Source organism: Sorangium sp. So ce176, from assembly GCF_051519835.1.
GTDB classification, from domain to species: Bacteria; Myxococcota_A; Polyangia; order Polyangiales; family Polyangiaceae; genus Sorangium; species Sorangium cellulosum_G.
The window spans coordinates 11,347,836-11,373,758 of sequence record NZ_CP150371.1 but is presented as its reverse complement, the minus strand read 5'-3'; the positions used below and the strand labels follow the sequence as shown (position 1 = coordinate 11,373,758).

Genomic DNA, 25,923 nt, shown 5'->3' with positions numbered 1-25,923 from the left:
CCCTTGCCTCCGTGAAGCGCACGTCCCGCCGACCGGCGCGGGGGCCCCCGGCGTACGGGGCATGGCGCGGCCGGCGTGGCGCCGGCCGTCACATCCCGCGCCGGGCGGCGCGGCGGAGCTCCGAGAGCGCCTCGGCGCACCTCGGCATCGTCTCGGCGCTCTCCTTGATCTTGGCGTCCGCCGCCGCGAGGTCGGTGAGATCGCCGAGCGTCCCGGGCCCGGCCGACCCCGCGGGCGCCTCGAGCAGGGCGCGGACGCGCGCCTCGGCGGCCGTCGCGTCGAGCAGCAGGCGGTAGGCCCGGGCGCAGGTGTCCCTGGCGCTCACGGCGGGAGGGGTCGACGCGGGCTGCCGCTCGAGCTCGGCGAGCAGCGCCTCGCGCGCGGCGCGCGGCTCGCTCGGGGCGTCGCGGAGGACGTCGATCGCGCGCAGGAGCGCGTCCGCCTCGTGCTGCTCGGCCGACCGGCCGCACCCGGAGGCGCCGTGGAGCGCGGCGAGGGCGACGAGCGCCGCGGCGATCCGCCGGGCTGCCGTCCCCGCTGCCCCCGCGCTCGCCGTCGCGCCGGACGGCCCTGTCGCGCCGGACGGCGTCGTCACGCCGGGCGCCCTCAGTCCGAGGCCTTCGCGGGGGGCGGGCCCATCTGGATGCGCTCGCCGAGGTAGGCGCCGATCAGCGTGAACAGCACGCCGATGAGCGCCATGATCACGTACATGAAGAGCGGCATCGTCCGCACTGTCTGGCTCTGCAGGAGATAGAAGACCGTCGGGATCGCGACGAGGAACGAGGCGACAACCGGCTCCAGGAAGGTCTTGCCGGGCGAGATCATGCCGAGGAGCACGCCGCCGATGAACCAGACAGGGATGGCGACGACCATCCCGTTCGACCCCTCGAAGTCGAGCTGCTGCACGATCATGGGGAGGCCGCCCACGAGCGCCGCGGTGAGCAGGCTCTGCAGCACCAGGGCGATGAGGCACCAGAGGAGGGAGAAGCCCTCCTGCTGGTAGCGGCGGTGGCGATCGAGGTCGGCGTCGCGGAGCGGCTGCAGAGAGCCCATCCGGGCGCCGCACGCGACGCAGCGCCCGCTCGCCGTCACCGAGGCGTTGTTCGCGCCGCACGACGAGCAGACGATGGAGCTGTCATTCTTCGAGGCCATCGCGGCTAGGCTAGGCAAGCCGCCGCGGGCGGGCAAGCGCGCGCCGACCGGAACCACCCCGGGGCGCCGGTTGTCTGGTGCAGGGTGGGCCGTCGCGCGGCCCGGCCGAGCGCGTGAGCGGAGCGCGGCGCGGCTCGTGCACCCCGGCCCGCGCTCCGGCTATATACTCGGCGAAGCGTGCCCACCGACCCGACCTCGACCCTGGAATCCTTGCCGCGCGGCCCGGGCGGCCCTGGTCTCGACCTGACGGGGCCCGATCCGGAGCTGCTCGCGCTGCCCGCGCCGCCGCGGCAGGAGCGCACGGTGACGGTGGTGCTGATGGCGGTGACCGCGATCGCCGCGCTGTGGATGGCGATCGCGCTGCTCGGCGAGGCGCGCTACGCGCTGTCGCCCGGCCGGCCTGCGGACGTTGGCGATCTCGCGCCGCTGCGCCCGACGGAGGACCTCGCGAACCGCTACGTGCGGGCCTCGGGTCTGCTCGGGACGCGCAGCGCGATCCGGTACGGGCGGGCCGCGGAGGGCGACTCCTTCCGGCTGGCGCCGGTGGCCGGCAACCCGGGGCTGTGGGTGGAGATCCGGGTGCCGGAGGGCTTCGAGGGCCCGCGCTTCGTGCCGCCGAGCACGTTCGCCGGGCGGCTCGTGCCGTTCAGGAGCGCGGGCATCCGGCACGCGCGGCTCGCCGCCGAGGTGGAGGAGCAGACGGGGACGGCCGTGACGGACGACGCCTGGCTGCTCATCGACGGCAGCTCGCCGCGCGCGTCGCGCTGGGCGGTCGCGCTGGTGGCGCTGTTCCTGGGGTTCGCGGGCTGGAACCTGTTCGGGATCGCGCGGGTGCTGCACCGCGTGCGGGACGCGAAACAGGCGTGAGGCACGCGAGGCCAGCGTGAGGGGCGCGTAGCCGGCGTGAGGGGCGCGCGCTCCGGTTCTTGACGCGCTCGTCGCGGGGTAGCAGGACGCTGCCTGTCCACCGATGCCCAGGGTCACCTTCGTCAACGAGCACATGACGGTCGAGGCCGAGCCGGGCCGGCTCCTCAGCGAGATCGCGGCCGGGCTCGGGATCGCTGTCTGCCGCGAGACGTTCCGCGGGACGGGCATCGGCGACTACACGTGCTGGGTGAAGGGGGAGCCCGGCGCGACGTCGCCCCCGACGTTCATCGAGCGGCTGCTCGGCGCGAGGGGCCAGCGGCGGATGGCGAACAGGACGCGCGTGCTCGGCGACGTGCAGGTCTGGACCCAGGCCGGCCCGGGCAACCGCCTGCGCGCGCCGCGGCCGATCGCGCCGCCGCCGAGCCCTGCGACGGATCCGGAGGCGCCGCGCAAGCCGATCGACGCGAGCGGCAGCGCGGCGTTCCCGTACGGCGATCCGCGCGCTGTCGGCAAGGGCGCGCGGGAGCCGATCGCGGCGGGCGCGCTCGAGGCGAAGGCGGCGAAGGAGAAGAAGGCGAAGGCGGCGGCGGCGCCGGCGAAGGCGCCGGAGGCGGCGGCGGGCGCCGAGGCGGCGGCGGGCGCCGAGGCGGCGGCACCGGCGCCGGCGGCGAAGACGCCGAAGGCTGCAGCGAAGGGGCCCAGGGCTGCGGCAGCGGCGGCGGCCGCGGAGGGGGCCGCTGCGGCGGCAGAGACCACGCCTGCCGCCGAGGGGGCTGCGACGACTCCGAAGACGGCCACCCCGGCCGCGGAAACCGCCTCAACGGCCGCGGGCCCCCCCACCTCGGCCACGGAAACCGCCTCAGCGGCCGCGGGCCCCCCCACCCCGGCCGCGGAAACCGCCTCAGCGGCCGCGGAAACCGCTACCGCGGCTCCGAAAATCGCCTCAACGGCTCAAGAAACCGCCACCACGGCTCCGAAAATCGCCTCAGCGGCCACGGAAATCGCGGCAACGCCCCCCGAGGTCGAGGCCCAGGCGCCTGGATCCGCAGCGACAGCCAAGGAGCGCGACGAAGGGGCGTCGGAGTAGCGTTCGTCGCGCGCTCACTCCGTGACGCGCGGGCGGACTCAGAGGCGTCGAGGGGGATGCCTCCAGGACCTACTTGCCGGCGGATGGCCTTGTACCAGGGCTTGATGCGTTCGAGCTCGATCCAACGCTGGAAGGGTTGAGCAGCCGCACGTCAGCTGAGGACGTCGGGTGAGAGGTCCATCAAAGTCCCTCCTTGTCGGGCATGTAAGGAGCAGCGATGTCCTTCACCGCTGCCGGAGCGTTCACGTCGATCAGGCGAGAAACAAATCACCAAGTGGCCAATGACGCCAAGAGAGGATCCTCTTCTTGGCGCCCTTGGCCTCTTGGCGGTTCGAAGTTCTGCGCTTTGCAGGCAGTTTCAGCCCGCTTGTCGCTCTGGCCCCTCCTTCCGCGCGAGCACACAGTCCATCCGCCGCGTCTCGCGCTGCCCATCTGCGCCGATGGATCCGGCGGCCCCGGCCCCCCGCGCCATGCCGCAGCGCGCCGCCCCCGTCCCCTCCCGGTTGCCCGGCTGCCCTCCGCCCCCGGCGTGCTATGCACGCGCCGATGAGCGACGTGGTGGTGATCGGCGGCGGCGTGGCCGGGTGCGCATCGGCGCTCGCCCTCGCGCGGCGCGGGCTGTCCGTCCGCGTCCTCGAGCGCAACCCGGGCGAGGGCGCCTCCTGGGCAGCGGCGGGCATCATCGGCCCCCAGCTCGAGGCCGCGGGCGACGGCCCCCTGGCGCGGCTCTGCCTCGCGAGCCGCGAGCTCTACCCGGAGCTCGCCGCCTCGCTCGCCGAGGCGACGGGCCTCGACGTGGGCTTCCGGCAGTGCGGCGCGCTCCGTATGGCGCTCACGCCGGCCGGGCGCGACGAGATCGCGCGCGAGGTCGCCTGGCAGCGCGACGCCGGCCTCGCCGTGGAGCTCTGCGACGGCGAGGCGGCGCGGGCGCGCGCGCCGGCGCTCTGCGACGAGGTCGCCGGCGGCGTGTGGTTCCCCGACGAGGCGCGGATCGATCCGCCGTCGCTCATGCGCGCGCTGCGCATCGCGGCCGAGCGCGCCGGCGTGCAGTTCCGCACCGGGGCGACCGTCCGGCGCGTCCTCGTCGAGCGCGAGCAGGCGCGCGGGGCGCAGCTCGAGGACGGGACCCGGGTCGAGGCGCGCTGGACGGTGGTCGCCGCGGGGAGCTGGTCGTCGCTGCTCGAGGCCTCGGGCCTCGCGCCCGCGGCGGTGCGCCCGGTGCGCGGGCAGATCGTCGAGCTCACGCCGGCCTCGCCGGTGCTCTCGCAGGTGATCTTCGGGCCCGGGTGCTACCTGTCGCCACGCGACGACGGCCGCGTGCTCGTCGGCGCGACAATGGAGTTCGCCGGCTACGTCACCGCCGTGACGTCGCGCGCCGTCCGCGATCTGCTGACCGCGGCGCTCCGGCTCGTGCCCGCGCTCGGCGACGCGCCGCTCGGCCGGACATGGGCCGGGCTCCGGCCGCACACGAAGGACGATCTGCCGATCCTCGGAGAGGGGGAGATCCAGCGCCTCGTCTTCGCGACAGGGCACTTCCGCAACGGCGTGCTCCTCGCCCCGGTGACCGCGAAGATCGTCGCGGCGCTGATCGCGGGCGAACGGCCGCCGCTGGACCTCTCGCCCTTCTCGCCCGGGCGGCCCGGCCTCGCCGGCTGAGCGCGGGGCTCCTGACCGTCGCCGCCGCGCCGCTCCCTCCGGCGGCCAGGCCGGGGCAGGTCGGCGTGCGTTCGCCGCGCGGAGCGCCTACGCTGAGCGCCGCGATGCCGCCAACCTGCGAGATGATCCCGATCCGGTTCTACTTCCATTGCGGCTGGGCCATCCAGGTCGATCCCACCTTCGACTCCGAGCTCCTGTACGGCGGGGAGACGCTGCGGATGTTCGATCCGGGCGAGCGCCGCGAGGTCTCGCTCTCGTCGATGATCTACCGGCGGCACGACGGCGCGCCCTTCACGGCCAAGGAAGTGCTGGACACCTTCCCGCCGCACGAGATGTCCGGGCTGCGCTACGAGCACGAGCGCGGGCAGCTCGCGGGCGCCGCGCTGTGGATGCTCGGCGAGAGCGATGACGAGCCGGAGCCGTGCTGGGTGCTCATGGCGATCATGGTGTGTCCCGAGGCCGGCCGGCTCGCGCGCTGCACCATCGTCTGCAAGGACGAGTCGGACCGGGACTGGGCCGTCGACACATGGCGGAGCATCACGCGGACCCCGCCTCCCGTGCAGGTCGGCCCAGGCGCGGCCACGAGCTAGCTTGGTGGGGCAGAATTCCCGCCAGAGAAACCGGTCGATAGCGACTGGTCGCTGGAAACAGCAGCGATTTTCGTAGTTTCCGCCTGCTTCACCGCCGGGGGCGGCTCCGGTGTGGCCCAACGCGGCGCCCTCTTCCGCCGCATCGCCCGCGGTGAAGGGCCCGCGGCATCACCGTTCGGGGTCGGCGACTGGCCTGGCGACGCAGCGCCGAGGGATTCTCCTTCGCTCGCCGCCCTGCTGCCCGGCCCTTCGATGCGCTGCCGCCTGCTTCGGGATCGTGCCTGCGTCCCCGCACTCCGCGCCGAGCTCTTGCGCCGCACATGTGCGATCGATGTCCTCGAGTGCCCAGCTTGCAAGGGACGGATGAAGCTCGTCGCCCTGGTGACCGAGCCAAGGAACATCGCCCGCTTTCTCTCCGCGCACGGCGAGCCGACCGATGTTCCAGCACGCTCTCCCAGCGCCGACGCGGCGGCCGCCGTACCGGGGGCTCGGGGCGCACGGCTACGCGCCGATTCGCCTACACGCTCGACTGGGGCAACGAGGTCAAGCTGCTGGGCGATTGCCCCGCACTTCTCTCTTACATGGAGCGAATGTACGCTCGCCCCAACGCGCCGCCGCGCATCGCCCAGGCCCTGGCGAGCATCGCGGCCAAGTAGGTCGCCCTCATCGCCCAGGGTCAATCCACGTAGACGCCGTCGCATAGCGCACATCGACGGCCGAGAGCGTCGCCCGCGCGGTCTCGTTCAGCGCGCCGTCGGGCTGCCTCCGGGTCGCGAGGAGCTGCCAGAGGCTAGCTGTGTTAGCCTGACGGCGATGGCCGACGTCAAGGACAAGTTGCTGCCGTAGCGTACCGGGTGCTCGAGAGCGAAGGCCCAGCGGCGCTCACGACGCGGCGGGTGTGCGAGGAGGCCGGCGTGACGATGCCGACCCTCTACCACCACTTCGGCAACCGGGACGGGCTCGTGGCTGCGGTCCACGCCGTCGCGCTCGAGAAGTTCATGGCGAAGAAACGGGCGCTCACGCCGACAGACGACCCCGTCGCGGATCTCCGCAAGGGCTGCGAGCACGTGCTCGAATTCGTGCAGGCCCACCCCTCCGTCACGGCCGCGTTGATGGCGCGCGGCATCGAGCAGCCGTCGATATTCGAGCCGAGCTACGCCCTGATGCGGCACCGCCTCGAGCGTTGCGCCAGGGCGGGCGCCCTGCACGTGCCGATCGAGCGCGCTGCCGAGCACGTCTGGGCCGTCGTCCAGGGCCTCGCGCTCAGCATCGTCGCGAGCCCTTCCGGCGCACCACCGAGCCGCGCCACCTCGGCGGGGGCGCTCGACGCGGTGTTCCAAGCGATCGCGGACCAATTGTAGCACCGCTATAGACAAGTCGTATAGCGACGCTATAGATGATCCTGGAGGGCGCGCCGGAGCTGGCCCGAACAGGAGAGATTCGTCATGGCAGAGACCGTGTTCGTCACCGGAGGCAACGGCTTCGTGGGCCGCGCCATCGTCTGTGCGCTCATCGCGCGTGAGTACCGCGTCCGTGCCCTCGCGCGAAGCGCCGCCAGCGCAGCCAAGCTCGCCGCTCTCGGCGCCGAGCCCGTCCGCGGCGACCTCCACGACGCCGCCGCGCTCGCCGAGGGCTGCACGGGCGCCGCGGTCGTGGTGCACGCGGCCGCGTCCCTCACCTCGGCCCTGCGCTGGGGCGAGCACGCCCGCACCAACGTCGAGGGCACCGGCGGCTTGCTCGCAGCGGCGCGCGCGGCCGGCGTCCGCCGCTTCATCTATCTCGGGGCTGCGTCGGTTGTCATCGAGGACTCTCGGCCGAGCGAAGGGGACGAGGACGCTCTGCCGCCCAGGGTCGACCGCTCCTTGCCGTACAGCGCGACGAAAGCTCTCGCCGAGGCGATGGTGCTCGAGGCAGACAGCCCCGCGATGCGCACCGTGAGCCTCCGCCCACCGATGATCTGGGGCCCGGACGCGCAGACCCTTGACATCATCGCGGAGGCCTTCCGCGCGGGGCGCTTCGCCTACGTCGGCGGGGGCAAACACCTCTACAGCGTCGCCCACGTCGACAATGTCGCCGAAGCGGTGAGCTGCGCAGTGCGCAGTGACGTCGGCGGGCGCGCGTATTTCGTGACCGACGACGAGGTCACGCCGATGCGCACCTTCTTGACGGAGCTCATGGCGACGCGCGGCGTAAACGCGAAGGCCTGGTCCGTACCCCTCCCCCTGGCGGTGCTGTTCGGGTGGCTCCTCACCAACCTCTTCGGGTGGTTCGCGCCGCGACGGCGCCCACCGCTCACCCTCGAGGACGTGCGGCTCCTCGGGCAAACGCTTCACCTCTCGTCTGCTCGGGCGAAGAAGGAGATTGGCTACCGCGCCGTGCGGAGCCGCGCGGAAGGCCTCGCCGCGCTCCGGGCCCATGGCAGCGCCGTTCGGCGGAGCGGCGAGAGCCCCGCGCTCGCGCATTGAGGCGCGGTCGATGGCTGTACTGGTTCTCCGTGAGGGTGACAGCGGCTGGCAGAGAACAAGAGAGAAGATGGAGAAGGCAAGAGGGCGCACGGTGGCGAGAGCGAGCTGCCATCGCGCCGAGGAGAATGCCACCGCGCTCGCTTCGGGCAACGTCGCGCCCTCGCCATCCTCGCGGTGCTCGGCAAGCGCCTGCGCGCGGCTGCGGGCGGCTGCGGGCGCTCGGTTGCCCTGCATTGCGCGCGGCGGCCCCGCGACAGCGCTCCGGCGCTCGCTCGCCGGCGCCGCGCTGGCAGGCGCGCTCGCCTGGGGCTCCCCCGCCCGCGCCGCGGAGACGCAGAGCCTCGCCGAGGCGGGGATAAGCCCCGACCTCGCCTGGGCCGCGTCGCAGCTCATTCCGAGCCCCACCTGGCACCTCTACGCCGACGACACGCGCTTCGGCCTGCGCTGGCAGCTCACCCCCGTGCTCTACTCCTTCGGCAGAAATCGAAGGCTGTCCCCCTGGCGCAGCCTCCTCGCCGAGCCGCTCGCGCGGCATGCCGGAGCGCTCGAGATCCATGTCACGCCCGAATACCTCTTCTCCGGCGCCGGCATCGAAGATCACGTGCAGCTGACTGGCGGTGTGCGCGCCTACTTCCCCCTGCTCCACCGCGGAGAGTACCTCTCCTGTTCGCTCGGCGGCTCCGCCTTCACGCTCGGCGGCGAGGTCGCGGCGGCGTACGAGGCCGGCCTCTACACCCTCTTCGGTGTCATCGGCGTGCAGGTCGCCTACTCTCCGACGCGCGCGCTGCGCGGGACCACGTTGACGCTCAACCTCAGGTACTTCTGACCCCATGCTCTGCGCGGCAAGCTCCACCGCTCTCATGGCGCTCCTCGCCGCCTCGGCGCTGTCCTGCAACAGCATGCCGGGGCGCGTCCTGTCAGGCAACACGGGCGCGCTGTTCGGCGGCCCGGCGCCCGTCGCCAACAAGGTGCGAGAGCCCTACCGCAAAGACGCGCGCCTGGCCGTCCTCTGGGTCGGCCACGCGACGGCGCTCGTCCAGATCGACGACAAGCAGATCCTCACGGATCCGGTCTTCACCTCGACCGTGGGCCTCCTCGCCGCGCGGCTCGTCGAGCCGGGCCTGGACCCGGAGCACGTGCCGCCCCTCTCGGCGGTGCTGGTCTCGCACACGCACTTCGATCACCTGTCGCTCGGCTCGCTCGAGATGATCGAGGAGAAGACACCGGTGCTCTTTGTCCCCCGCGGCGCCCTCCCCTACGTGCCCGATTTCGCGTTCGACACGATCGAGCTCTCCACGTGGCAGCGCTGGGAGCACGACGGGCTGCGGATCACCGCCGTCCCGGTGAAGCACGGGGGAGGCCGCTACGGAGTCGACATCGCCCTCGGCTGGGGTGGATTCACGGGGTACGTCGTGGAATATCATGGGATCACCGTCTACTTCGGCGGGGACACCGCTTACGATCGCAAGGTGTTCACGGAGACGCGGGCGCGGTTCCCCGCGATCGATCTCGCGCTGATGCCGATCGCGCCGATCGGGCCGCGCGATTTCATGCACTCGCGCCACGTGGCCCCGGCAGAGGCGCTAGAGGCCTGCGAAGATATGGGCGCGAAATGGGTGGTGCCGATCCATTTCGACACGTTCATCAACTCCTCGGACGAGCCCGGCCAGGCGGTCTCCGAGCTCAAGCGCGTGATGGCGGCCCGGCGGATCCCGCCTGGGAAGGTCCACATCCTCGCGCCGGGAGAGCAACGGATCCTGCTCGGCCGCTAGGATCGAGCGCCGGAGGGAGGCACAGAGCACGGCCTCGGGCTCGTCGTCCTCCCAGGGCACACCTGGAGCGCGTCCCGCCCCTGTTTGCATCGTCCGCGATCGATGCCCGGCGGAGCGAGGATCTCCACGTCCTTCAGGATATCTACTGCGAGCTCACCCTCACGGTGCTTTCTCTCCGCCATCACCGGATCGCCGGTCACCACCGCCTTGAACGCTCCACCCTCGAGGCGCTCTCCGCTGGGCGTTTTCGACACGAAGTTAGCCAGTTTCCCTTCTGGCGCAGACAGCGCAAATCGCTCCGTCCACCGTTGCGGCGGAAGGCTCGCGAGTGCTTCCGGCGGAAACATCGCCCTCACGAGGTTGATCCCCGCGCTCTTGCCGTTCCCGCCCTCGCCAAATAGAATCGAGCAGTGCTGAAGTCTGACGGCGTCGCCAGCGTAACGTAGACAATATTACATATCCGAGTGAACTCGTTGGATCTGTTGGTATTTATACGCGGATCAGTGGATCGTATTTCTTGTACGTTATGCCAACTGCCGGTCGCTGGCGGAAAATTATTGACAGGACGGAATGGTTTCGCGCGGGCTATCCTCGGTGGCACGCCAGCGCGAACGATTGGACGACCTCGGCCTCGTCAAGGCGAGCCCGCGGCGCCGCGAACGTCGCGACGAGCACCGGCGGTCCCTCGGGCCGCTCCTTTTCGCCGTCGTCCCGTCAGATGGAGACAGCCAGTCTTTCGATCCATTCCAACATTTATTACACGGAGTTTAGATTGCCATGCTCAGCAATAAAGTCGTTTTGATCACCGGGGCCACATCGGGAATCGGGGCCGCGACAGCGATCGCGGCGGCGCGGGCCGGCGCCAAGGTGGTGCTGGCCGCGCGACGCCAGGAGATGGGCGACGCGCTCGTGGCCCGCATCAAGGTGGAGGGTGGAAACGCGCTGTTCGTCCGCACCGACGTCACCGTCGAGGCGGACATCCAGGCTCTGATCGAGCGCACCGTGGAGGCCCATGGGCGGCTGGACAGCGTCTTCAACAACGCCGGTATCGCCACCGCGCTCGGGCCGCTCGCGGACGTGCCGGTCGCCGATTACCTCGCTCTCATGCAGGTCAACCTGCACAGCATCTATCTGTGCATGAGGTATCAAGTGCCTGTCATGAAGAAGGGCGGCGGCGGCTCGATCGTCAACTGCGGCTCGATCGCCTCCACGGTCTCTGCGCCCGGGTTCGGCGTCTATGCCGCGACCAAGCACGCGATCCTCGGCCTCACCAAGTCTGCGGCCATCGACTACGCGGCGGACAAGATTCGCGTCAACGCCATCCTGCCCGGCCCGGTGGAGACCGAGATCTGGGATCATATGCAAAGCGGCGAGCAGGTGCTCGACGCCTTCGGCGCAGCCACGCTGATGAAGCGGTACGCGCACGCAGACGAGATCGCTCGACCGGCGGTCTTCCTGCTGTCCGACTGGTCGTCGTACATGACCGGCACGCAGCTGACCGTGGACGGCGGCTACACCGCAGTGTGACCCGGGGCAGCGCGCCTCGGAAGATCCAGGCGCGCTGCCGGCACCTCGCCGCGACGTCGTTCCCGAGGAGCGCATGCTCGCGCAGATCGTGAGCTGGCCCCTGAGACGGTTCGTTCGATGCTGCCGAACATCAGCCGGTAGAAGCGCTCGTTGGCGGCGCGCCCGGAGACCCAGGTTGGCGCCGGCGGCATGGTGGTGCGCATGTCTTCGTGGAACAACGCGACCAGGGCATCCACATTCGCCTCCTCGAAGGCGCGCACGTACTGTTCGAGCAGACGCGGATCCACTTGCGTGGTCCTCGCGATGTCGACCGGCTCCGCCCCGCCGATCTTGCTGCCGGTCGCGGAGCGGGCGCGGAACAACGCGCTGTTCGCGGCCTCCACGCTCGTAGCGAGCGCTTGCGCCGCGGACTCACCCCTCTGGTGCGACCGGCAGCCCGAGCAGCCGACCGAGCGCCTCGTGAACGACCCGGGCCGCCACCTCGTCCCCGAGGGCGACGGCGCGGCTCAGGATGCTGGCGAGCGAGGCCAGCAGGACCGCTCGAGGCGGCGGATCGGTCGCGACGCGCTCCCGAGGCCCCGGGCTTGACGCTTGGGCCCGGGTTGGGCCCACGCCTTCCGAGGGGCTGCGATCCGTCGTCACGCCCTCCCAAAATCCCGGGGCATCCGACGTATCGCGACGGTCCGTCCCCGCGGAAGAGTCCCGCCAGAAAAAACGGCCGATGACGAGCGGCCGGCGGAAATAGTAGCGATTTTCGTAGTTTCCGCCTGCTTCGCCGTCGAGGGCGGCGCCGGTGTGGCCCAACGGGGCACCCTCCGCCGCCGAGTCGCCGGCGGTGAAGGGCCCGCATCGGTCGGCTCGCCGAGCGCGGAGAGGAAGCGGGCGATGTTCCTTGGCTCGGTCACCACGGCGACGAGCTTCATCCGCCCCTTGCAAGCTGGGCACTCGAGGACATCGAGCGGCCGTCCTTCCGGCGTCGCTCGTGGCGCCCGAGCCTGGTGCGCTCCCTGCGACGGCGCGGAGCGAGGCGCCGCGGCCGACCCAGGTTGCGCCGCCGACCCAGGTTGCGCGGCCGACCCGGGTTGCGCCGCCGACCCTGCGCCGCCGACCCAGGTTGCGCCGTCCACATCGCCGCCGCTCTCGGCCCGGCCGCCCGCGCCTGCCCTCCCTCCCGCGCCGTCCTCGCCCGCTCCCGCGCCGACAGCAGCGCCCCCACCGTCTCGCCCGCCGGCCGCCTCCTCCGCCGCTCCCCACCGCCGCGCCCGCAGCCGCTCCCCGGCCCGCGCGGCCCACGCCCACGCCGCCTCCGGCAGCGCGAGCCGCCGCGCCGGCCCGCCGTGACGGCGGCGATGGCGGCCATCTGCAGCAGGGCGCGGCGGCGCGATGGGGAGTTCGCGGGGTGGGTCGTCAGCATGAGCGCTCCTCTCCGGCGGCTCGCGGCGTTCGTGCGGGCGGTGGAGGCGGGGGGCTTCACGGCGGCGAGCCGGCAGCTCGGCGTGTCGCCGTCGGCGGTGAGCAAGAGCGTCGCCCGGCTGGAGGCGGCGCTCGGCGCGCAGCTCCTGCAGCGCACGACGCGCCGGGTGGCGCTCACGGCGGCGGGCGCGAGGTTCCACGAGCGCTGCGTGCGCGCGCTGGGCGAGCTGGCCGAGGCCGAGCGGGAGCTGTCCGAGTCCGCGCGCGCGGTGCATGGGGAGGTGCGCGTGTCGGTGCTGCAGGGGTGGCGCTGCGGCTGCTCCTGCCGGCGCTGCCGGAGTTCCGGCGCCGCTACCCCGAGGTGCGCTTGCAGATGGACCTCGACGATCGCGTGGTGGACCTCATCGGCGACGGGTACGACGCGGCGGTGCGCATGGGTCGGCTCCGCGACTCGCGGCTGCGCGCGCGCAAGCTCGGGCCGAACCGGTTCGTGCTCTGCGCCGCGCCCGAGCACCTCCGGAGCCCGCGGCGCGCCGCCATCGCGTAGGCCGGGTGGGACAGCGCTCGCGTGGTGGGGGACGGTCCGATGTGCGACGGGACGGCCGGGCAGCTCAGCAAGACCGGCCGGGCCTCCCACCCCGCTCACTTCCCCTTGGCCGGCTCGAACACCACCTTGCGCTGCCACGCCTGCATATGGAGCGTCGTCTTCCCGTCGACCTCCTTCGGCAGGAACTCGGGCCACCCGATCCACGGCGGGCTCGTGAGCACCAGCTTGACCGTCCCGTCCTCCTCCGTCTTCCGCCCGACGCTGCTCTGCCACTCTCCAGCATCGAACACGCCGCGGTTCCCCTCCACCCGCACGCTCACCTTGCCGAACCACGGGTGCTCGTACGCCCCGGCGAGGCGATCCAGCCAGGCCCGGTCCGGCTCCAGGTCGACCTGGCTCATCTCCTGGCGGAAGTCCGCTTCCTGGGTCTTCGCGGCGTAGGCCAGGTCCTCCCGCGCCTCGTCGCGGCCGTCGAAGAGCAGCTCGAACAGCTTGCGGCGGAAGACGCGGATGCCGAACGGGTTCGGAAAGTCGACGTTCGTGAGCATGACCGCCATGACGTCATGCTCGGGCAAGAAGAACAGGTCCGCGCCATACGCCCAGGCCCCGCCCGGGTGGCCGAGCACCTGGACGCCGCGGTAGGTCTCGATGGTGAACGCCAGGCCATAGCGCGTCAGGTCGCCCGACCTCGATTGCGGCTCGCGGCGCTTCACGAGGTTCGCCTCCGAGACGACGCGCTTCCCCTCGGGCGTCTTGCCCTTGCCGCGCTCCATCAAGAGGTACTTCGACAGGTCCCGGACGTTGGACCACACCCCCCAGCTCGGATCGAGCGGAGCGGTCCAGTGGGTCGCGGGGAACGGCGTCGCGACCATCTCGTAGCTGGGCGATCGATCGTGCGCCGACGCGTGATCCGCGCGCTTCACGGCGCCCACGTCGAACGTCGTCGACCTCATCCCGAGCGGCCCGAACACCTTGGCCCGCATCGCCTCGTAATAGGCAGGCCCCAGGGGCCGCTTCGGGTAGAGGGCGTGCGCCGCGGCGTACCCCGCGGCGGCGAGCAGCGCGTTCGAGTACTGGTACGCCTCCCCGAAGCCCGTCGTGGGCGCGAGATCGCGGATCCTCGCGAGCGCGGCCTCGGGGGTGACGGCCGCGTACTCGAGGTCGGTCCCCAGGTTGTCATAGGGGATCCCGGTGCACCCGCAGAGCAGGTTCTGCATGGTCATCCGCCGGGTGAGCTCCGCGTCGCCCACCGCGAACGAAGGGAGGACCTGGGTGACCGGCGTATCCCAGCCGAACTTCCCCTCATCGACGAGCACCGCGATCATCAGCGACGTCAGCGGCTTGGTCGTGGACGCGATCCGGAACAGCGTATTCGGCGTCACCGGGTCCTTCTTCCCGAGCTCCCTGACGCCGAAGCCTCGCTCGAAGACGACCTTGCCTCCCTGGAGCACGGCCACCGCCATCCCCGGGACATCCGCCGTCTTCCGCCCTTCCTCGATGAACGACTCGAGCTCCCGCAGGCGCGCCTCGTCGAGCACGTGGGCCTTCTTGCCCTCGAAGGACTCCTCCTCGACGCCGCTGGCCTTGAAGCTGGAGAACGCGATCCGGGCCCCCGCCGCGCGCCTGCCCCAGCCCTCCTTGGTCCCGTCGAACAGCGCCACGTACCAGGTGTCCCCCTTGCGACGGGCGCTGGCGTCGACGTCGCGCGCCTCCGCCGTGGTCGTCTCGTACTCCACGTCCACGTGCTTGTCCCAGCCGCCGCGCCCGGGCGGCGTGGTGACGCGCTTGATCTTGCGGGCGAACTCCGGCTTCACCTGCCGGAAGGCGGCGGCGATCGCGGCGTCGCCCTCGAGCTCCTTGCGCTCGACGAACGTGATGGACACCTCGCGATTCGCGTCCTCCAGGACGACGATGTCGCCCCGGGTCGTCACCGTCCAGCCCTTGGGGGCGGTGTACGTGGCCCCCGAGGGCGTCTTCATCGGCGAGTCCGCGTCGACCGTCACGACGCTCTCCGCGGCCGGCGCGCCGGGAGCGGCCGGCGGGGCCGCGAGGGGAGGCTGCGCGGAGCTCCCGGCGATCGAGGGCGGCGGCTGGACGGGCCGTGGCTCGCTGCCGCCGCAGGCGATCGCGCCGGAGACCGTGCAAACGAGCGGGATGATGAGGCGACAGTGCATCCGAACCACCTTTCGAAGGAGACAGGGACAGCAGGGCGCTTCGAGGATGTCAAGGTCGGATGGCCGCGCGGAGCCGACGAATTCTTGCTTGATCCGCCGGCCCTCCTGAAGAAGCGGTGACTTCTGCGTCCGGCGATCTCATCGCCCGCGGGAGCTCTCCAGCAGATGATCCGCCGTCTTCATGAGGCTCACGGGAATCAATCTCCGTCGCTGCCCCGCGTGCCACCAGCTGACCCTGGTCCGACGGCCGCTGCCCGAGCTGCACAGGCCCACGAGCGCGGCCCTGCCTCCCGAGCGGGAGGATGCGGCGGCCCATCGCTCGCGGGATATGCTGGATATCGAATCCATTCTGTGCGTGCATGACGACATCGACGAAAGAGAGCTTACGACCGTGAGGTGGCCCGATCCGAGGAGCCTGATGCGAGTTGCCCTCCCAGAGGCGCCTCACCATCGACATGAATGGCCCCGGATACTTTGGGCCGTGCTGCTTCTGGGTCGATGGGCGCGAGCTCCACGCCACGAAAGACATCCGGGGTGAGCGCGACGACGAGAAGTTCAAGGAAGAAGTCCGAGCGGACGTGGCCAAGCTCGGCGGATTTGTGAAGTTCGTCGAGCGGACCTGGAGGATCAAATCGCGCGACGCTGGAGGCATCATGTACTGATGTCAACGCCGTCGATCCAGATCGAGGCGCGCTCCGCCTCGACGAGGGCGCCGAGCGCGTAGGCAAATCAAGCCGGAGCGCAGCGCGAGGAAGTGTAGCGCGGCAGAGCGAAAGGGTGGGACCACGAGCGTCGTTATGGCTCGGTCCTGGGTCGAAAGAGCGTGGCCCGGGCGGCAGGCACAAGAAGATGAAGCTCCGCTTCAAGTGCCCGGGCGCGGCCCGCCGCCAGAACGCGGCCCAGCTCGCGCTCGCCGAGGCGAACCTCGAGGCGCAGCTCCCCGGCGACGAAGGCATCTTCCTCGGCCAGCTCCTCGGGCAGGCGGTGTCCGTGGTGCTCCGGGTGACGTGGGCGAAGAAAACCTCGGTGGAGGACCAGCGTCATTGGATGCAGCCTGAGCCGACAACGCCGGGGTCCGCCACGGCGCCGGTGACCGCGTCTACATGTATTTGGACGTAGCGTTTATCTTCGCATTCGTCGCCCCAGCCGACGCCGACTACGTATGCGAGCGTCTCGTTGGCAATACCGAACATCGGCGAGCCCGCGAGCATGCCGGCCAGGGGCGCATTGCGCGAGAGGCGCGCGGCGGCGAGCGCCTGGCAAGTTGTGAGCGCGGACGTCGCCGGCGGAGCGCAGCCGGCGAGGAGCAGGGCAAGCAGAAGTGTGGCACCAATGGGATGACAACGACTGGTGGCGACAGCCAACATCATGTCGAAGTCTACCTGTCCCGGGTAGGAAGCGAAAGTCTGACCGGCTGAGCTCCGCGCCCCCGTGGCGGTCGCAGCGTGAACGTCGGCGGTGTCATCGCGCATGCTCGTCGCAGCCCACCATGATGCACGGCATCTGCTCGGTGTACCCGGAGGTCCGCGGCAGGAGCTGGTTGTCGATGGCGAACGTCAGCCGCGCCGAAGGCCCGTGCCACGCGAACGAGAGCGGGCGCGCGCTCCCCGCGGGGCCTAACGTCACCGAGGGGCCGACATCGTACCCGCCGGACGCGTCGAGGACCATGACCGACGGCACACGCCACTTCAGCCCGGCGGCGATCCCCACGTGCACGAACGGCTTCTCGGCGCCCCACACCCCGCCCATGCCGGCGTCACCCCGCAGGTACAGGCCGAACCGCGTCGGGCTCAGCCAGAGCAGGTAGCCCCCGTAGAGGTGTGCGCCGGAGCCCCCGACGCGGGCCGAGTCGCCCACGCCGACGAGCCAGCCGACCCCCATGCCCACGAGCGGCCCGTGATGTGTGCGGTACACCTCGAAGTCGACGCCCAGGTTGACGGCGTTCGGCACCGATACCCGCGCTTCCGGGGTGAGCGAGAAGCTCCAGAGGGGGCCCCCGAAGAAGACGTAATCGCCCGTCGCGAAGGGCCGGTCCGGCCACTGGCCGAGGACCTCGGCGCGGCCCTCCGCCACGCGGGTGACCATGCCGGTCGTGTTGTCCTGCGCTCCGGGCCCGACGGCCCGCGCCTCATCGCCCACGGCCGGAGAGGCCCCCGGCGTGAGCTGCACGGAGGCCCACCCGCCCGTCGTCCGGGCTACCTGGGAGCCCTGGAGCAGCCGCGTGAGCTGCGCGCGGAGCTGCTCGGGCGACACGCTCAGCCTGGCCGGGAGCTTCCGCTCGGCGAGCGACCCTGCGCAGACCGTCGGGGTGACGAGCTGGACGTCCGTGTCCACCTCCGCGGCGGCGCGCCGGCGCATCTCGACCCGGGTGGCGTCGTGCTGCGCGCACGCTGCGTTCCGGGGCTCCGCGGGGCGCTCGCCGCCAGCCTCGTTCCCCTCGTCCTCCCGGCGCCCGCCCTCGTCGCCGTGGGATTGGAGGCTCTGCGCTTCGGGCTCTCCCGGCGGATACTCCACCCTGTCCGAGGCGACGATCAGGAGCTCCGCGCCCGACCGCTCCAGGGCCGCGCAGAGCTCGCCCACCTCGTCCGGCAGCGCGGAAGGGCTCTCGGGGACCTCCTCGCTGTAGCTGAAGCGCGGGCCGCGGAACATCCCGCGCAGGACGGCGGTGACCGCCATGGAGTCGGTGATCACATGAACGTGCATCACGCCGTCGCCGAGCGCGTCGGCGACGCTCGCGGAGACGTGGTCGGGCACGGGCCGGGTGAACGTCGCTGAGGTGGCGCACGCGGCCGGCGTGAGGCAAACGACGGCCGCGGCGAACGCGCGGGAGACGCGGTGTGCGAGGGCAGGGGCGCTCATACAGGCTGCTCTACGACCTTGGTCCGCCGGCGGCAAACGACAGCACGAGCGCGCCGCGACCGCGGCGCCCCGGCGGATCACCTCAGTCGGCGGGACGACCTGCCACCGCATCTCCTCGCCGTCGCGCTCCCCCGCTGCTCCACCGGGGCGGCGTCGTCCGTGGAGCCCTGGCGTACCCCGATCAGCTTGCCGGACTCCTTGTTCCTGATCTGGAACTCGCCGCCTTGCGGCGCACAACGGTGCTTTTCCAGTACGGTGGCCGCCGCGTGGACGCTGGGAGCGCGTGCTGGAACATCGGTCGGCTCGCCGAGCGCGGAGAGGAAGCGGGCGATGTTCCTTGGCTCGGTCACCATGGCGATGAGCTTCATCCGCCCCTTGCAAGCTGGGCACTCGAGGACATCGATCGCACATGTGCGGCGCAAGAGCTCGGCGCGGTTTGTCGACCGCCCGATAGCCGCCACGCTTGCGTTTCGGAGCGGCGTCATCGTCCGCCTTCGTAGGCTCTTCTGGCTTCGCAGGGCGCGGTCCGATGCGCTTGCGCGCCAACGTGGGCGACTCGCCGACGCGAGCACGCCCGCGTACTTGACGGTGTGAAAGCGCGGGGGCGGGACGCTGGCCGCGAGGCGGCACAACAGCGAGAGCGGCTCCATGTCCACCGCGACAGTCCCGTCAGCGAAGGCGCGCTTGAGCGAGAGCCGCACCAGGCCGTCCTGCTGCGGCTCGACGCGCTCCTTTGCATCGGGGGTCGCAACACGTAACGCAGCAGCGCCTCCCTCGCCGCGGCATGGTGCGCACCGGCGCGCGTCGCTGCGTGCAAGGTGAAGCCATCGAGCGCAGCGCACAGCGGCTTGTCGTACGCGAGCGCGCTCGGAGAGGACGGCGAGAGCCCGCGGAGCCATTGCGGGGCGACGACGTGTGGCGCGGCTCTCGTCCCGAGACGGCGGAGGCACAGAGCGCTGCCTCGGGCTCGTCGTCCGCCTCGACGTCGTGCTCGATCTCGAGATGCCCGTGCCGCCGCAGGTAACGGAGCATCCGCCCGACGGCGTGCTCCAGGACCTGACCGACCTCACGCGTTCGCAAGTGACCGAGCTCGTTCCACACGAGCTCGGTGCCGTCTTCGTGATAAGCCCCGTCGAGGAAGACCATGTGCAGATGCGGATTGAGCCGCATGTCGCCGGACGTGCGTTGCACGGCGGTCACCGCGCCGCTCTTAACCGCGCCACACGCGCCTCGGCGCGCGGCGCGCTCTTCGTAGAACCGCCCGGCTAGCGGAGCTGTCCACGCCGATGATCCCGATCACCGAGCAGGTGATGGTCATGCCTCTCATCGAGACCATGGATGAGCAGCGTGCCAGGCACGTGCTTGAATCTGCGCTCTCTGGCGTCGAGGCGCATGGTGCGCGTGCCGCCTCCGTGCCAGCATGCAGGAGCCTCTTCGCCGCTCGTTTTCCCACCGCTCCCCGCGGCGTCCGCAGTTCCGCCAGGGCGTCGCCATGCACCCCGAGGGCGACGGCGCGGCATAGGGTGCTGGCGAGCGAGGCGACCACCGCAGCCCGATGCGACGGATCGGTCACGGCGAGCTCCCCAAGCCCGGGGCTTGGCCGCTGGGCCCGGGTTGGGTCCATGCCGTCCGAGGGGGTGCGATCCGTCGTCAGGCCCTCCCGAAATCCCCGGGGATGCGACGGAGCGCACCGGTTGGCCCCCGCCGAACAGTCCCGCCAGAGAAACCGGTCGATGACGAGCGGCGGCCGGGACCCGTAGCGATTTTCATAGCTTCCGCCTGTTTCGCCGGCGAAGGCCGCTCCGGTGTGGCCCAACGGGGTGCCCTCCGGGACCAGTCCACCGGTACGTCATCGACGCCGAACGCGACGTGCTGCATCGCCTTCGCGCGCTCCAAAGCTCTGTACGAGGGGCAGGAAGAGCTCGTCCACGATGGACTGGATGCGTGCGGGCTTCAGCGGCTTGAGATCCATGAGCAGGTCGTGTCGCACGAGGTCGTACGGCAGGGCGAGCACGGCGGAGGGAATGCGCTCGAGGTTGACCTCACCGCGGTCGTGGGCGCGCTGGTAGAGGATGCGGACACGCGGCTTCTGGGTGTCCATGACCTTGGCGCGCATCTGCGAGGGGGTCAGGCCGGTGCCGGCCAGCAACCCCGAGAAGGCGGCGGCCGCGGCGATGGCGAAGAAGCCGGCAAGGGCGTCGCTCAGGGCCGTCAGGTGGGCGAGCAGGTCGCTGCGCAGGGCGCCGGTGTCGGGGACCGCGACCGGGTTGGCGTCTCGGCGGTGCTGGATGGCGGCGAACACCAGCTCGTCCTTGTTCGCCCAACGACGGTACAGGACCGCGATCCCCGTGCGAGCGCGTGCGGCGACCGATTCCATGGTCAGGTTCGCGAAGCCGACCTGGACCAGCTCCTCCCAGGTCGCGTCGAGCAGATCGGCCTCGAGCTGCTGGCCGCGCCGCCTGCGGCGGACTTGCCTTTGCGTTCCTGTCGTCATGGGCCTGACCCTTTAGAGAAGTTTTCATTTCTTATCAACGCCGCGGATGATAAGAGATCCATCGCTCTCTTCAACCGGAGATGGACGATGACGGATCCCGAGATGTGCGCAGCGCTGATCGTCGGCGCCGGCCCGACCGGGCTGACGCTGGCCTGCGAGCTCGCCCGCAGCGGCGTGTCCTTCCGCCTGATCGAGGCCGCCCCCGGCCCGCGGCCCGGCTCGCGCGGCAAGGGCATCCAGCCGCGCACGCTCGAGGTCTTCGACGATCTCGGCATCGTTGATCGCGTGCTCGCCCACGGCCGGATGGCGATGCCGATGCTTTCCACGGCTCCCGACGGCCGGGTGACGCTGGGCGGCGCCATCCCCGAGACGTTGAAGGGTCGCTCCGACATCCCCTATCCGGCGAGCCTGATCACGCCCCAGTGGCGCACCGAGGAAGCGCTGCGGCTGCGGCTGGCGGAGCTCGGCGGCGCGGTCGAATTCGGTGCTGCGCTCGCGAGCTTCGAGCAGTCCGACGAAGGCGTGTCGGCGGTCGTCGTCAAAGGCGGCGCGACGGAGACGGTCGCCGCGCGCTGGCTGGTCGGCTGCGACGGCGGCCACAGCATCGTCCGCAAGCAGGCCGGCATCGCGTTCGAGGGCGAGACCCGCGAGGAAGTGCGGATGATCGTCGCCGACGTCGACGTCGACGGCCTCGACCGCGACGCCTGGCGCATCTGGTGGCATGAGGAGGGCGCCCTCAGCCTCTGCCCGCTGCCCTCGACCGACGTCTTCCAATTGGGGGCCGTCGTCGCGCCGCGACAGGACCCCGAGCTCAGCCTCGCCAACATGCGGGCGCTCCTCGAGCGGCGGAGCGGCCGCACCGACCTCCGGCTCCACGAGCCGACGTGGTCGTCGCTGTGGCGCGCGAACGTCCGCCTCGTCGACAGATATCGCGAGGGTCGCGTGTTCCTCGCCGGCGACGCGGCGCACATCCACGCGCCCGCCGGCGGCCAGGGAATGAACACAGGCATCCAGGACGCGCACAACCTCGGCTGGAAGCTGGCGGCGGTCGCGAAGGGCGCCTCGCCGGCATTGCTCGACAGCTATGAGGCCGAGCGGCGACCGATCGCAGCCGGCGTGCTCGCGCTCTCGAACACGCGCCTCCAGCAGGTGCTCGAGCGGAGCGACGTCGCCACCCGCCGCGATGCGAGCATCACCCAGCTCGCCATCCACTACCGCGGCTCTTCCCTGGTGCGCGACGACCGCGACGAGACGGCCCTGCTCCGCGCCGGCGACCGCGCCCCCGATGCGACGAAGCTGACCACGGTGCAAGGTGAACGCCGGCTGTTCGAGCTGACGCGCGGCGGGCGCTTCACGTTGCTGAGCTTCGGGCCCGCGCCTGCGATCGGCGCCTCGGCCTCCGACCTGAGGACGCTCCATGTCGTCGGACAGCCGGCGGGCCCCGACGACGTCGCCGACCCCGCTGGCCATCTCGCCCACGCCTACGGCGCGACGGAGCGCACCCTCGTGCTCATCCGTCCCGACGGCTACATCGCCCTGATCTCCGACGCCGGCGACGCCTCGGCAGTCTCGGACCATCTCGCCGCGTTCCGCTGAGCGTTGCGACGGCGGGTCTGCGACGGGTGCGACAGAGAAGCGCACGTCCGATGGGAACGAGCGGGAACGAGCCCCGCACTCGGGAGCTCGCTCGCGGACGCGCTCGGGACGGCCGCCATGGTCTTGATGCGAGGCCATGGCGCGACCCTGGTAGGGAGTTCCCTTCAAGAGGCTGTCTTCAGGGCCACCTACGCGACGATCAACGCCCAGCTACAGCCGATTGCGATGCTGCTGGGAGATCCGACGTATCTGGCGCCTGAGGAAGCCACCCAGGCGGACTCGCTGCATCGCCGCGTCCTGAACAGGTCCTGGGAGTTCTGGAAGGGGAAGCTGGGCGACGCCTAGGCCTGCGGGAGGAACGCATCGCGACGTGGGCGTGTTCGCCTCGCCGCCGGCCGATCGCGCGTCGCCCTGAAGGCGCGCCGGGCGCCGGCCGGCTCGACGATCGAACGCCAGAGCCTACTGGAGGACGCTCAGCAGCGCGCGCCCCAGCGCCTTCTTCTCCTCCGGATCCACGTCGTCGCGCGCCCGGATGCCGAGCACCGCGTCGACCGTGGACGTGATCGTCTCGGGCGACACGCGTTCCGAGCCGATGTACGAGAGGCCGCGGCGCAGGTCGAAGCGGCCGAGCGCGAGGCGATTCCACGCGATCTGCAGCGCCGCGGCGGGCGGCATGCGCGGATCGCGCGTGATCGAGCCGAAGGTCGAGCTCTTCGCGATGAACTCGCGGTTGCCGCTGGCGCTGCCGAGCCCGAAGACATGGACCGCATCAGCGCGCGCGATGAACGACAGATCGGGCTCGGTGGTGCGCGCCTCGATGATCGGACCTGCGGCCCAGAGCCCGAGCGTCCCCCAGAAGCGCTCGGCCTCGAGCCCAAACTCGAGCATCCCTTGGCGGAACGAGCTCGACACCCGAGCGCCGGCGACGACCTGCGACGACAGCGCGAGCGCCGAGTCGAGCATCCCGAAGTCGTGCCCCGCCGCGCCGAGGATCGCCTCGAGCGCCGCCTCCTCGCCGCGCGCGCGCGCGGCGTCGCCGAGATCCCACCGCAGATCGACCGCGTCGCGGAAGCGGGTGGCGAGCGCGTCGTACGACGTACCGTACATCGCCTCGAGCGCGAAGGCGTACTGATCGCGCGCGCGCGCCGTGGTCCCGTGCTGCGCGAGGTGCGCGTGGACGGCGTCGATCTGCTCGCGCGGCAAGCTGCGCAGGTCGCGCGCGAACGCGAGGCGGTGCGCGGCGTTGTACAGCGTCGCCTCGCTGTCCGTGATGCCGAGGACCTCCGGCGCGAGCTCCGCCGCGGGCTTCTCCCACGCCGCGCGAACGGGGTCGGCCGCGGCGATGTAGGCGCTCCTCCACGCGGGCCGCAGGGCGAAGACCGCCGCCGGGTCGGCGCCGTCCGGCAGCTCCTCTGTGTTCTGCGAGGCCGCGCGCACCGCGGCCGCGCGCTGCGCGACGACGACGTGCGGATCGAGCTCCAGGGTGGCCGGCTCGATGATGTAGGGCAGAAGCATGAAGCTGAGCGCGTCGCGCGTCGTCGCCGGGTCGGCGTGGCCGTTCCAGCACGTGCTCGCGCCGACGACGACGCGCGGGCGCACGATCGCGGCGATCGCGTTCATGCTCGGCCCGCCGCTCGGCGCGGCGATGAGCAGGAACCAGCGGGGCGCCGCGCCCACGGGCGCGAGGATCTCCTGCCATGCCTGCGCGCGCTCGTCGTCGCTCACGCGCGCGTCGTCGAGCACCGCGAGGAGCCCGGCGATCTCCGCCGGCACCTGGCGCGCCCAGTACCCGTCGACCGCTCCGGCGTAGCGCGTCACCGCCTGCGCCAGCTCCGCGCCGCTCAGGTCGAGGCTCGCGGCGGCGCGGCCGTACGCTTGCAGCATGTCCGCGCCAAGGCGCATGCGCTGCGCCTGCGCGAGCGCCGCGATGCGCGCGAGCACGGCGCGGGGATCCATCGCGGCCTCGAGCGCCGCCACGGGGACGAGCCAGCCGGCGAGCGACGGCGTGACGTCGTTCAGGAGCTGCGCCTTCTGCGCTGCGCTGACGTCGGTGAGCCCGATGAGCCCCGCCGCGAGCCCCGAGTTGACCTCGTCGAGCGCCCTGTCCGCGAGCTTCACCAACGCGTCGATGCGCTCGGCGCGCGACCCGCTCACGAGCCCGGCCCGGAGCGCCGGCCAGTCGTTGGTTTGCCTGCGCTGCCACGCGAGGGCCTGCTCGAGCCTCGCGGCGACGTCCGCGTCCGAGGCCGCGCCGTCGGCGAGGAGCGGCACGAGCGCCTTGAACAGCGCGCCGCGCGGACGGGGATTGACGTCGCGCCAGCTCGCCGTATCGGCGGCGTGGTACAAGGACAGCAGCGCGCTCTGCCGCGCCGCCGCAGAGAGCGCGGTGGAGCGTCCGATGGCCGTGATCGCGTCCTCGATCAGGTCCGTCACGCCGACCGTCTCCGCGACCTCCGCGAGGAGCCCGGAAATGTCCACGTCCGGAGGCGCGGACGCGAGCGCCTCGCCGAGGAACTGCCCGCGCGCCTCCGCCTGGCGCGCGGCGATCCCGGAGGGCAGGCTCGACCAGCTTCCGCTCTCCTCCTCGCGGACGCCGTAGTCCTCGCGGAGCGTGTCCGCGCGCATCTCGCTCAGCGCAGCGGCGGAGGCGAACCCCTGCGTGAGCTCCCGCTGCCGTGCGGGGCCGACGTCCGAGCCTCTCCAGAACAGCCGTCCCGTCGCGCGACGTACGCGGTAGCTCGGATCGGCGAGGATGGCGTCGGCCTGCGCCGCGCTCAAGGTGCCGGCGCTCCCGTACCACGCGGCGGCCGACTCGCGGACCGAGCGCGAGGCCGACGCCCGCAGCGTCACGAGCAGCTCGTCGACGCTCGGCGGATGCTCGAGGTCCGGCGTGCGCAGCGCTCCGGCCGCGCAGCGGAAGCGCTTGGTCTGGAGGAGATCGGCGACGAACGCGACGAGCGCGCGACGCTCGCCTTCCGTGATTCCGGGGTTGTTCGAGAGCGACGCGGCCGCCTCGAACAGGAGCGCCGGGCTCTCCGTGCTCGCGAGGATGCGGAAGACGCGCGCGAGATCGCCCGGGCGCACGGGCGCGCTTCGCAGCAGGTCGGTCGCGAGCGGTCCCTCGGTGACCGCCTCGAGCGCGAGCAGGTCGGCGACGGCGACCACGCCGAGGCGCGCGAGGTGTGCGGCTTCACCGTTCCAGTACAGCCGCTCCGGCTCGTCGCGGCAGTCGCCCGAAGGGTACGGCTCGACGCTGAAGCCGCCGACCTGGTCGACCGCGCGATCGAGCGCGAGGCGGACAGTCGATGAGGGGTTCTGCCCGAGCTGCGCGACCACCTGCTCGAGGACGCGATCGCCCGACAGAAAGGGCGCGTCGCCCACCGCGATCTCGGTCGTGTCGACGCTCTCGGTCCTGTCGACGCTCTCGGTCGTGTCGACGCGCTCGCCCATGTCGACGCAGCCGGCTGCGAGGAGAGTCCATGCGATGCAAATCGACGAGAACAGGTGTATTTGGCGCATACTCACAGAGAAACTCCATGGCAGGGTTGAACAGCTCCATCGCGGCCCGCCGCGATAGCCGGACGCTGTGGCGCAGGAGCCGGGGGATCGGCAGCCGTCGCACCATAGATAGATCCGGCTGCTCATGTGTCCTCCGAGCACGATCCTGCTCATGGAGATGCGCAGGGGATCGGACCGTGGCCGTCCCGTCGCATTCGCTGGGTCA

General features: G+C 71.6%; 25 protein-coding genes and 3 pseudogenes. 17 read left to right on the top strand and 11 right to left on the bottom strand.

The annotated features are described in order from the left end of the window. Positions 1 to 88 precede the first annotated feature (88 nt). Positions 89 to 595: a hypothetical protein gene (locus WMF42_RS42975; protein ID WP_437689006.1), complete on the bottom strand. Its 507-nt coding sequence runs from the start codon at positions 593 to 595 to the stop codon at positions 89 to 91. An 11-nt stretch (positions 596 to 606) separates the two neighbouring features. Further along, entirely contained in the window at positions 607 to 1,152 is a 546-nt protein-coding gene (locus WMF42_RS42970) for a hypothetical protein (protein WP_061611255.1), read from the bottom strand. 177 nt (positions 1,153 to 1,329) lie between these two features. Between WMF42_RS42970 and WMF42_RS42965 the strand changes: the two genes are divergently transcribed. The 9 genes and pseudogenes from WMF42_RS42965 to WMF42_RS42925 all read left to right on the top strand — a co-directional run bounded on the left by WMF42_RS42965 (position 1,330) and on the right by WMF42_RS42925 (position 9,589). After that, complete coding sequence (locus tag WMF42_RS42965) at positions 1,330 to 2,019, top strand: hypothetical protein (protein WP_437689004.1); 690 nt, start codon at positions 1,330 to 1,332, stop codon at positions 2,017 to 2,019. Between the two features lie 103 nt (positions 2,020 to 2,122). After that, entirely contained in the window at positions 2,123 to 3,106 is a 984-nt protein-coding gene (locus tag WMF42_RS42960) for a hypothetical protein (RefSeq protein ID WP_437689002.1), read from the top strand. A 546-nt stretch (positions 3,107 to 3,652) separates the two neighbouring features. Continuing rightward, positions 3,653 to 4,762 (top strand): glycine oxidase ThiO, encoded by a 1,110-nt coding sequence (thiO, locus tag WMF42_RS42955; RefSeq protein ID WP_437689000.1) that lies wholly within the window; start codon positions 3,653 to 3,655, stop codon positions 4,760 to 4,762. 104 nt (positions 4,763 to 4,866) lie between these two features. Next, positions 4,867 to 5,352, top strand: coding sequence for a hypothetical protein (locus WMF42_RS42950; RefSeq protein ID WP_155798961.1), 486 nt, complete (start codon positions 4,867 to 4,869; stop codon positions 5,350 to 5,352). 854 nt (positions 5,353 to 6,206) lie between these two features. Further along, a pseudogene (locus tag WMF42_RS42945) lies at positions 6,207 to 6,266 on the top strand (TetR/AcrR family transcriptional regulator); the annotation flags it as partial. Further along, a complete protein-coding gene (locus tag WMF42_RS42940; RefSeq protein ID WP_437694479.1) occupies positions 6,267 to 6,713 on the top strand; it encodes a TetR/AcrR family transcriptional regulator in 447 nt (148 codons plus the stop codon). It begins immediately after the preceding pseudogene. 84 nt (positions 6,714 to 6,797) lie between these two features. After that, complete coding sequence (locus WMF42_RS42935; RefSeq protein ID WP_437688998.1) at positions 6,798 to 7,817, top strand: NAD-dependent epimerase/dehydratase family protein; 1,020 nt, start codon at positions 6,798 to 6,800, stop codon at positions 7,815 to 7,817. Between the two features lie 223 nt (positions 7,818 to 8,040). Beyond that, positions 8,041 to 8,643, top strand: a complete 603-nt coding sequence (locus tag WMF42_RS42930) for a hypothetical protein (RefSeq protein WP_437688996.1) — start codon at positions 8,041 to 8,043, stop codon at positions 8,641 to 8,643. A gap of 4 nt (positions 8,644 to 8,647) precedes the next feature. Further along, a complete protein-coding gene (locus WMF42_RS42925) occupies positions 8,648 to 9,589 on the top strand; it encodes an MBL fold metallo-hydrolase (protein ID WP_437688994.1) in 942 nt (313 codons plus the stop codon). On the opposite strand, the gene WMF42_RS42920 is transcribed toward WMF42_RS42925, so the two are convergent. Then, positions 9,586 to 9,993: a DUF5906 domain-containing protein gene (locus WMF42_RS42920; protein WP_437694436.1), complete on the bottom strand. Its 408-nt coding sequence runs from the start codon at positions 9,991 to 9,993 to the stop codon at positions 9,586 to 9,588. The genes WMF42_RS42925 and WMF42_RS42920 overlap by 4 nt on opposite strands. A gap of 373 nt (positions 9,994 to 10,366) precedes the next feature. Between WMF42_RS42920 and WMF42_RS42915 the strand changes: the two genes are divergently transcribed. Further along, positions 10,367 to 11,116 carry an SDR family NAD(P)-dependent oxidoreductase gene (locus WMF42_RS42915; RefSeq protein ID WP_187345819.1) on the top strand — a complete coding sequence of 250 codons (750 nt, stop codon included), beginning with the start codon at positions 10,367 to 10,369 and terminating at the stop codon, positions 11,114 to 11,116. On the opposite strand, the gene WMF42_RS42910 is transcribed toward WMF42_RS42915, so the two are convergent. Together WMF42_RS42910 and WMF42_RS42905 are read right to left on the bottom strand one after the other, a co-directional pair. Continuing rightward, entirely contained in the window at positions 11,101 to 11,499 is a 399-nt protein-coding gene (locus WMF42_RS42910; RefSeq protein WP_437688992.1) for a nuclear transport factor 2 family protein, read from the bottom strand. The genes WMF42_RS42915 and WMF42_RS42910 overlap by 16 nt on opposite strands. A 28-nt stretch (positions 11,500 to 11,527) precedes the next feature. Next, positions 11,528 to 11,920, bottom strand: a complete 393-nt coding sequence (locus WMF42_RS42905; RefSeq protein WP_437688990.1) for a hypothetical protein — start codon at positions 11,918 to 11,920, stop codon at positions 11,528 to 11,530. A 545-nt stretch (positions 11,921 to 12,465) separates the two neighbouring features. Here WMF42_RS42905 and WMF42_RS42900 point away from each other — a divergent pair. Together WMF42_RS42900 and WMF42_RS42895 are read left to right on the top strand one after the other, a co-directional pair. Continuing rightward, positions 12,466 to 12,705, top strand: a pseudogene (locus tag WMF42_RS42900) (helix-turn-helix domain-containing protein); the annotation flags it as partial. Positions 12,706 to 12,734: 29 nt separating this feature from the next. Further along, the gene (locus WMF42_RS42895) at positions 12,735 to 13,076 is read left to right on the top strand and encodes a LysR substrate-binding domain-containing protein (RefSeq protein ID WP_434049001.1); all 342 of its coding nucleotides are present in this window, start codon (positions 12,735 to 12,737) and stop codon (positions 13,074 to 13,076) included. 95 nt (positions 13,077 to 13,171) lie between these two features. Here the strand turns inward: WMF42_RS42895 and WMF42_RS42890 are convergent, their stop codons facing one another. Beyond that, positions 13,172 to 15,250 carry a serine hydrolase gene (locus tag WMF42_RS42890; RefSeq protein WP_437688988.1) on the bottom strand — a complete coding sequence of 693 codons (2,079 nt, stop codon included), beginning with the start codon at positions 15,248 to 15,250 and terminating at the stop codon, positions 13,172 to 13,174. Between the two features lie 455 nt (positions 15,251 to 15,705). On the opposite strand from WMF42_RS42890, the gene WMF42_RS42885 reads away from it, so the two are divergent. Together WMF42_RS42885 and WMF42_RS42880 are read left to right on the top strand one after the other, a co-directional pair. Then, positions 15,706 to 15,912: a hypothetical protein gene (locus WMF42_RS42885; RefSeq protein ID WP_437688986.1), complete on the top strand. Its 207-nt coding sequence runs from the start codon at positions 15,706 to 15,708 to the stop codon at positions 15,910 to 15,912. Positions 15,913 to 16,099: 187 nt separating this feature from the next. Further along, a complete protein-coding gene (locus tag WMF42_RS42880) occupies positions 16,100 to 16,369 on the top strand; it encodes a hypothetical protein (RefSeq protein WP_437688984.1) in 270 nt (89 codons plus the stop codon). Positions 16,370 to 16,711: 342 nt separating this feature from the next. On the opposite strand, the gene WMF42_RS42875 is transcribed toward WMF42_RS42880, so the two are convergent. The 3 genes and pseudogenes from WMF42_RS42875 to WMF42_RS42865 form a co-directional block, all read right to left on the bottom strand. After that, positions 16,712 to 18,109, bottom strand: coding sequence for a hypothetical protein (locus WMF42_RS42875; RefSeq protein ID WP_437688982.1), 1,398 nt, complete (start codon positions 18,107 to 18,109; stop codon positions 16,712 to 16,714). A gap of 77 nt (positions 18,110 to 18,186) precedes the next feature. Further along, positions 18,187 to 18,831 (bottom strand): annotated as a pseudogene (locus WMF42_RS42870) (transposase); the annotation flags it as partial. Beyond that, the gene (locus WMF42_RS42865; RefSeq protein ID WP_437688981.1) at positions 18,779 to 19,255 is read right to left on the bottom strand and encodes a hypothetical protein; all 477 of its coding nucleotides are present in this window, start codon (positions 19,253 to 19,255) and stop codon (positions 18,779 to 18,781) included. The gene WMF42_RS42865 and the pseudogene WMF42_RS42870, both read right to left, overlap by 53 nt. On the opposite strand from WMF42_RS42865, the gene WMF42_RS42860 reads away from it, so the two are divergent. Next, complete coding sequence (locus WMF42_RS42860; RefSeq protein WP_437688979.1) at positions 19,154 to 19,378, top strand: hypothetical protein; 225 nt, start codon at positions 19,154 to 19,156, stop codon at positions 19,376 to 19,378. The two genes, WMF42_RS42865 and WMF42_RS42860, sit on opposite strands and share 102 nt — an antisense overlap. A gap of 580 nt (positions 19,379 to 19,958) precedes the next feature. Here WMF42_RS42860 and WMF42_RS42855 read toward each other — a convergent pair. Continuing rightward, on the bottom strand, positions 19,959 to 20,603 hold the full coding sequence (locus WMF42_RS42855; protein ID WP_437688977.1) for a TetR/AcrR family transcriptional regulator: 645 nt from the start codon (positions 20,601 to 20,603) through the stop codon (positions 19,959 to 19,961). Positions 20,604 to 20,690: 87 nt separating this feature from the next. On the opposite strand from WMF42_RS42855, the gene WMF42_RS42850 reads away from it, so the two are divergent. Beyond that, entirely contained in the window at positions 20,691 to 22,199 is a 1,509-nt protein-coding gene (locus WMF42_RS42850; RefSeq protein ID WP_437694434.1) for an FAD-dependent oxidoreductase, read from the top strand. A 3-nt stretch (positions 22,200 to 22,202) separates the two neighbouring features. Continuing rightward, complete coding sequence (locus tag WMF42_RS42845; RefSeq protein WP_437688976.1) at positions 22,203 to 22,544, top strand: class II aldolase/adducin family protein; 342 nt, start codon at positions 22,203 to 22,205, stop codon at positions 22,542 to 22,544. Positions 22,545 to 22,658: 114 nt separating this feature from the next. Here the strand turns inward: WMF42_RS42845 and WMF42_RS42840 are convergent, their stop codons facing one another. Next, positions 22,659 to 25,844: a hypothetical protein gene (locus WMF42_RS42840; protein WP_437688974.1), complete on the bottom strand. Its 3,186-nt coding sequence runs from the start codon at positions 25,842 to 25,844 to the stop codon at positions 22,659 to 22,661. Positions 25,845 to 25,923: the final 79 nt, after the last annotated feature.

Bases quoted from the DNA above. Each gene is read 5' to 3' on its own strand.
- WMF42_RS42970 (WP_061611255.1), bottom strand. From the start codon at position 1,152: ATGGCCTCGAAGAATGACAGCTCCATCGTCTGCTCGTCGTGCGGCGCG.
- WMF42_RS42960 (WP_437689002.1), top strand. From the start codon at position 2,123: ATGCCCAGGGTCACCTTCGTCAACGAGCACATGACGGTCGAGGCCGAG.
- thiO (WP_437689000.1), top strand. From the start codon at position 3,653: ATGAGCGACGTGGTGGTGATCGGCGGCGGCGTGGCCGGGTGCGCATCG.
- WMF42_RS42950 (WP_155798961.1), top strand. From the start codon at position 4,867: ATGCCGCCAACCTGCGAGATGATCCCGATCCGGTTCTACTTCCATTGC.
- WMF42_RS42935 (WP_437688998.1), top strand. From the start codon at position 6,798: ATGGCAGAGACCGTGTTCGTCACCGGAGGCAACGGCTTCGTGGGCCGC.
- WMF42_RS42925 (WP_437688994.1), top strand. From the start codon at position 8,648: ATGCTCTGCGCGGCAAGCTCCACCGCTCTCATGGCGCTCCTCGCCGCC.
- WMF42_RS42915 (WP_187345819.1), top strand. From the start codon at position 10,367: ATGCTCAGCAATAAAGTCGTTTTGATCACCGGGGCCACATCGGGAATC.
- WMF42_RS42890 (WP_437688988.1), bottom strand. From the start codon at position 15,250: ATGCACTGTCGCCTCATCATCCCGCTCGTTTGCACGGTCTCCGGCGCG.
- WMF42_RS42885 (WP_437688986.1), top strand. From the start codon at position 15,706: ATGAATGGCCCCGGATACTTTGGGCCGTGCTGCTTCTGGGTCGATGGG.
- WMF42_RS42880 (WP_437688984.1), top strand. From the start codon at position 16,100: ATGAAGCTCCGCTTCAAGTGCCCGGGCGCGGCCCGCCGCCAGAACGCG.
- WMF42_RS42875 (WP_437688982.1), bottom strand. From the start codon at position 18,109: ATGAGCGCCCCTGCCCTCGCACACCGCGTCTCCCGCGCGTTCGCCGCG.
- WMF42_RS42865 (WP_437688981.1), bottom strand. From the start codon at position 19,255: ATGGTCTTCCTCGACGGGGCTTATCACGAAGACGGCACCGAGCTCGTG.
- WMF42_RS42855 (WP_437688977.1), bottom strand. From the start codon at position 20,603: ATGACGACAGGAACGCAAAGGCAAGTCCGCCGCAGGCGGCGCGGCCAG.
- WMF42_RS42850 (WP_437694434.1), top strand. From the start codon at position 20,691: ATGACGGATCCCGAGATGTGCGCAGCGCTGATCGTCGGCGCCGGCCCG.
- WMF42_RS42840 (WP_437688974.1), bottom strand. From the start codon at position 25,844: ATGAGCAGCCGGATCTATCTATGGTGCGACGGCTGCCGATCCCCCGGC.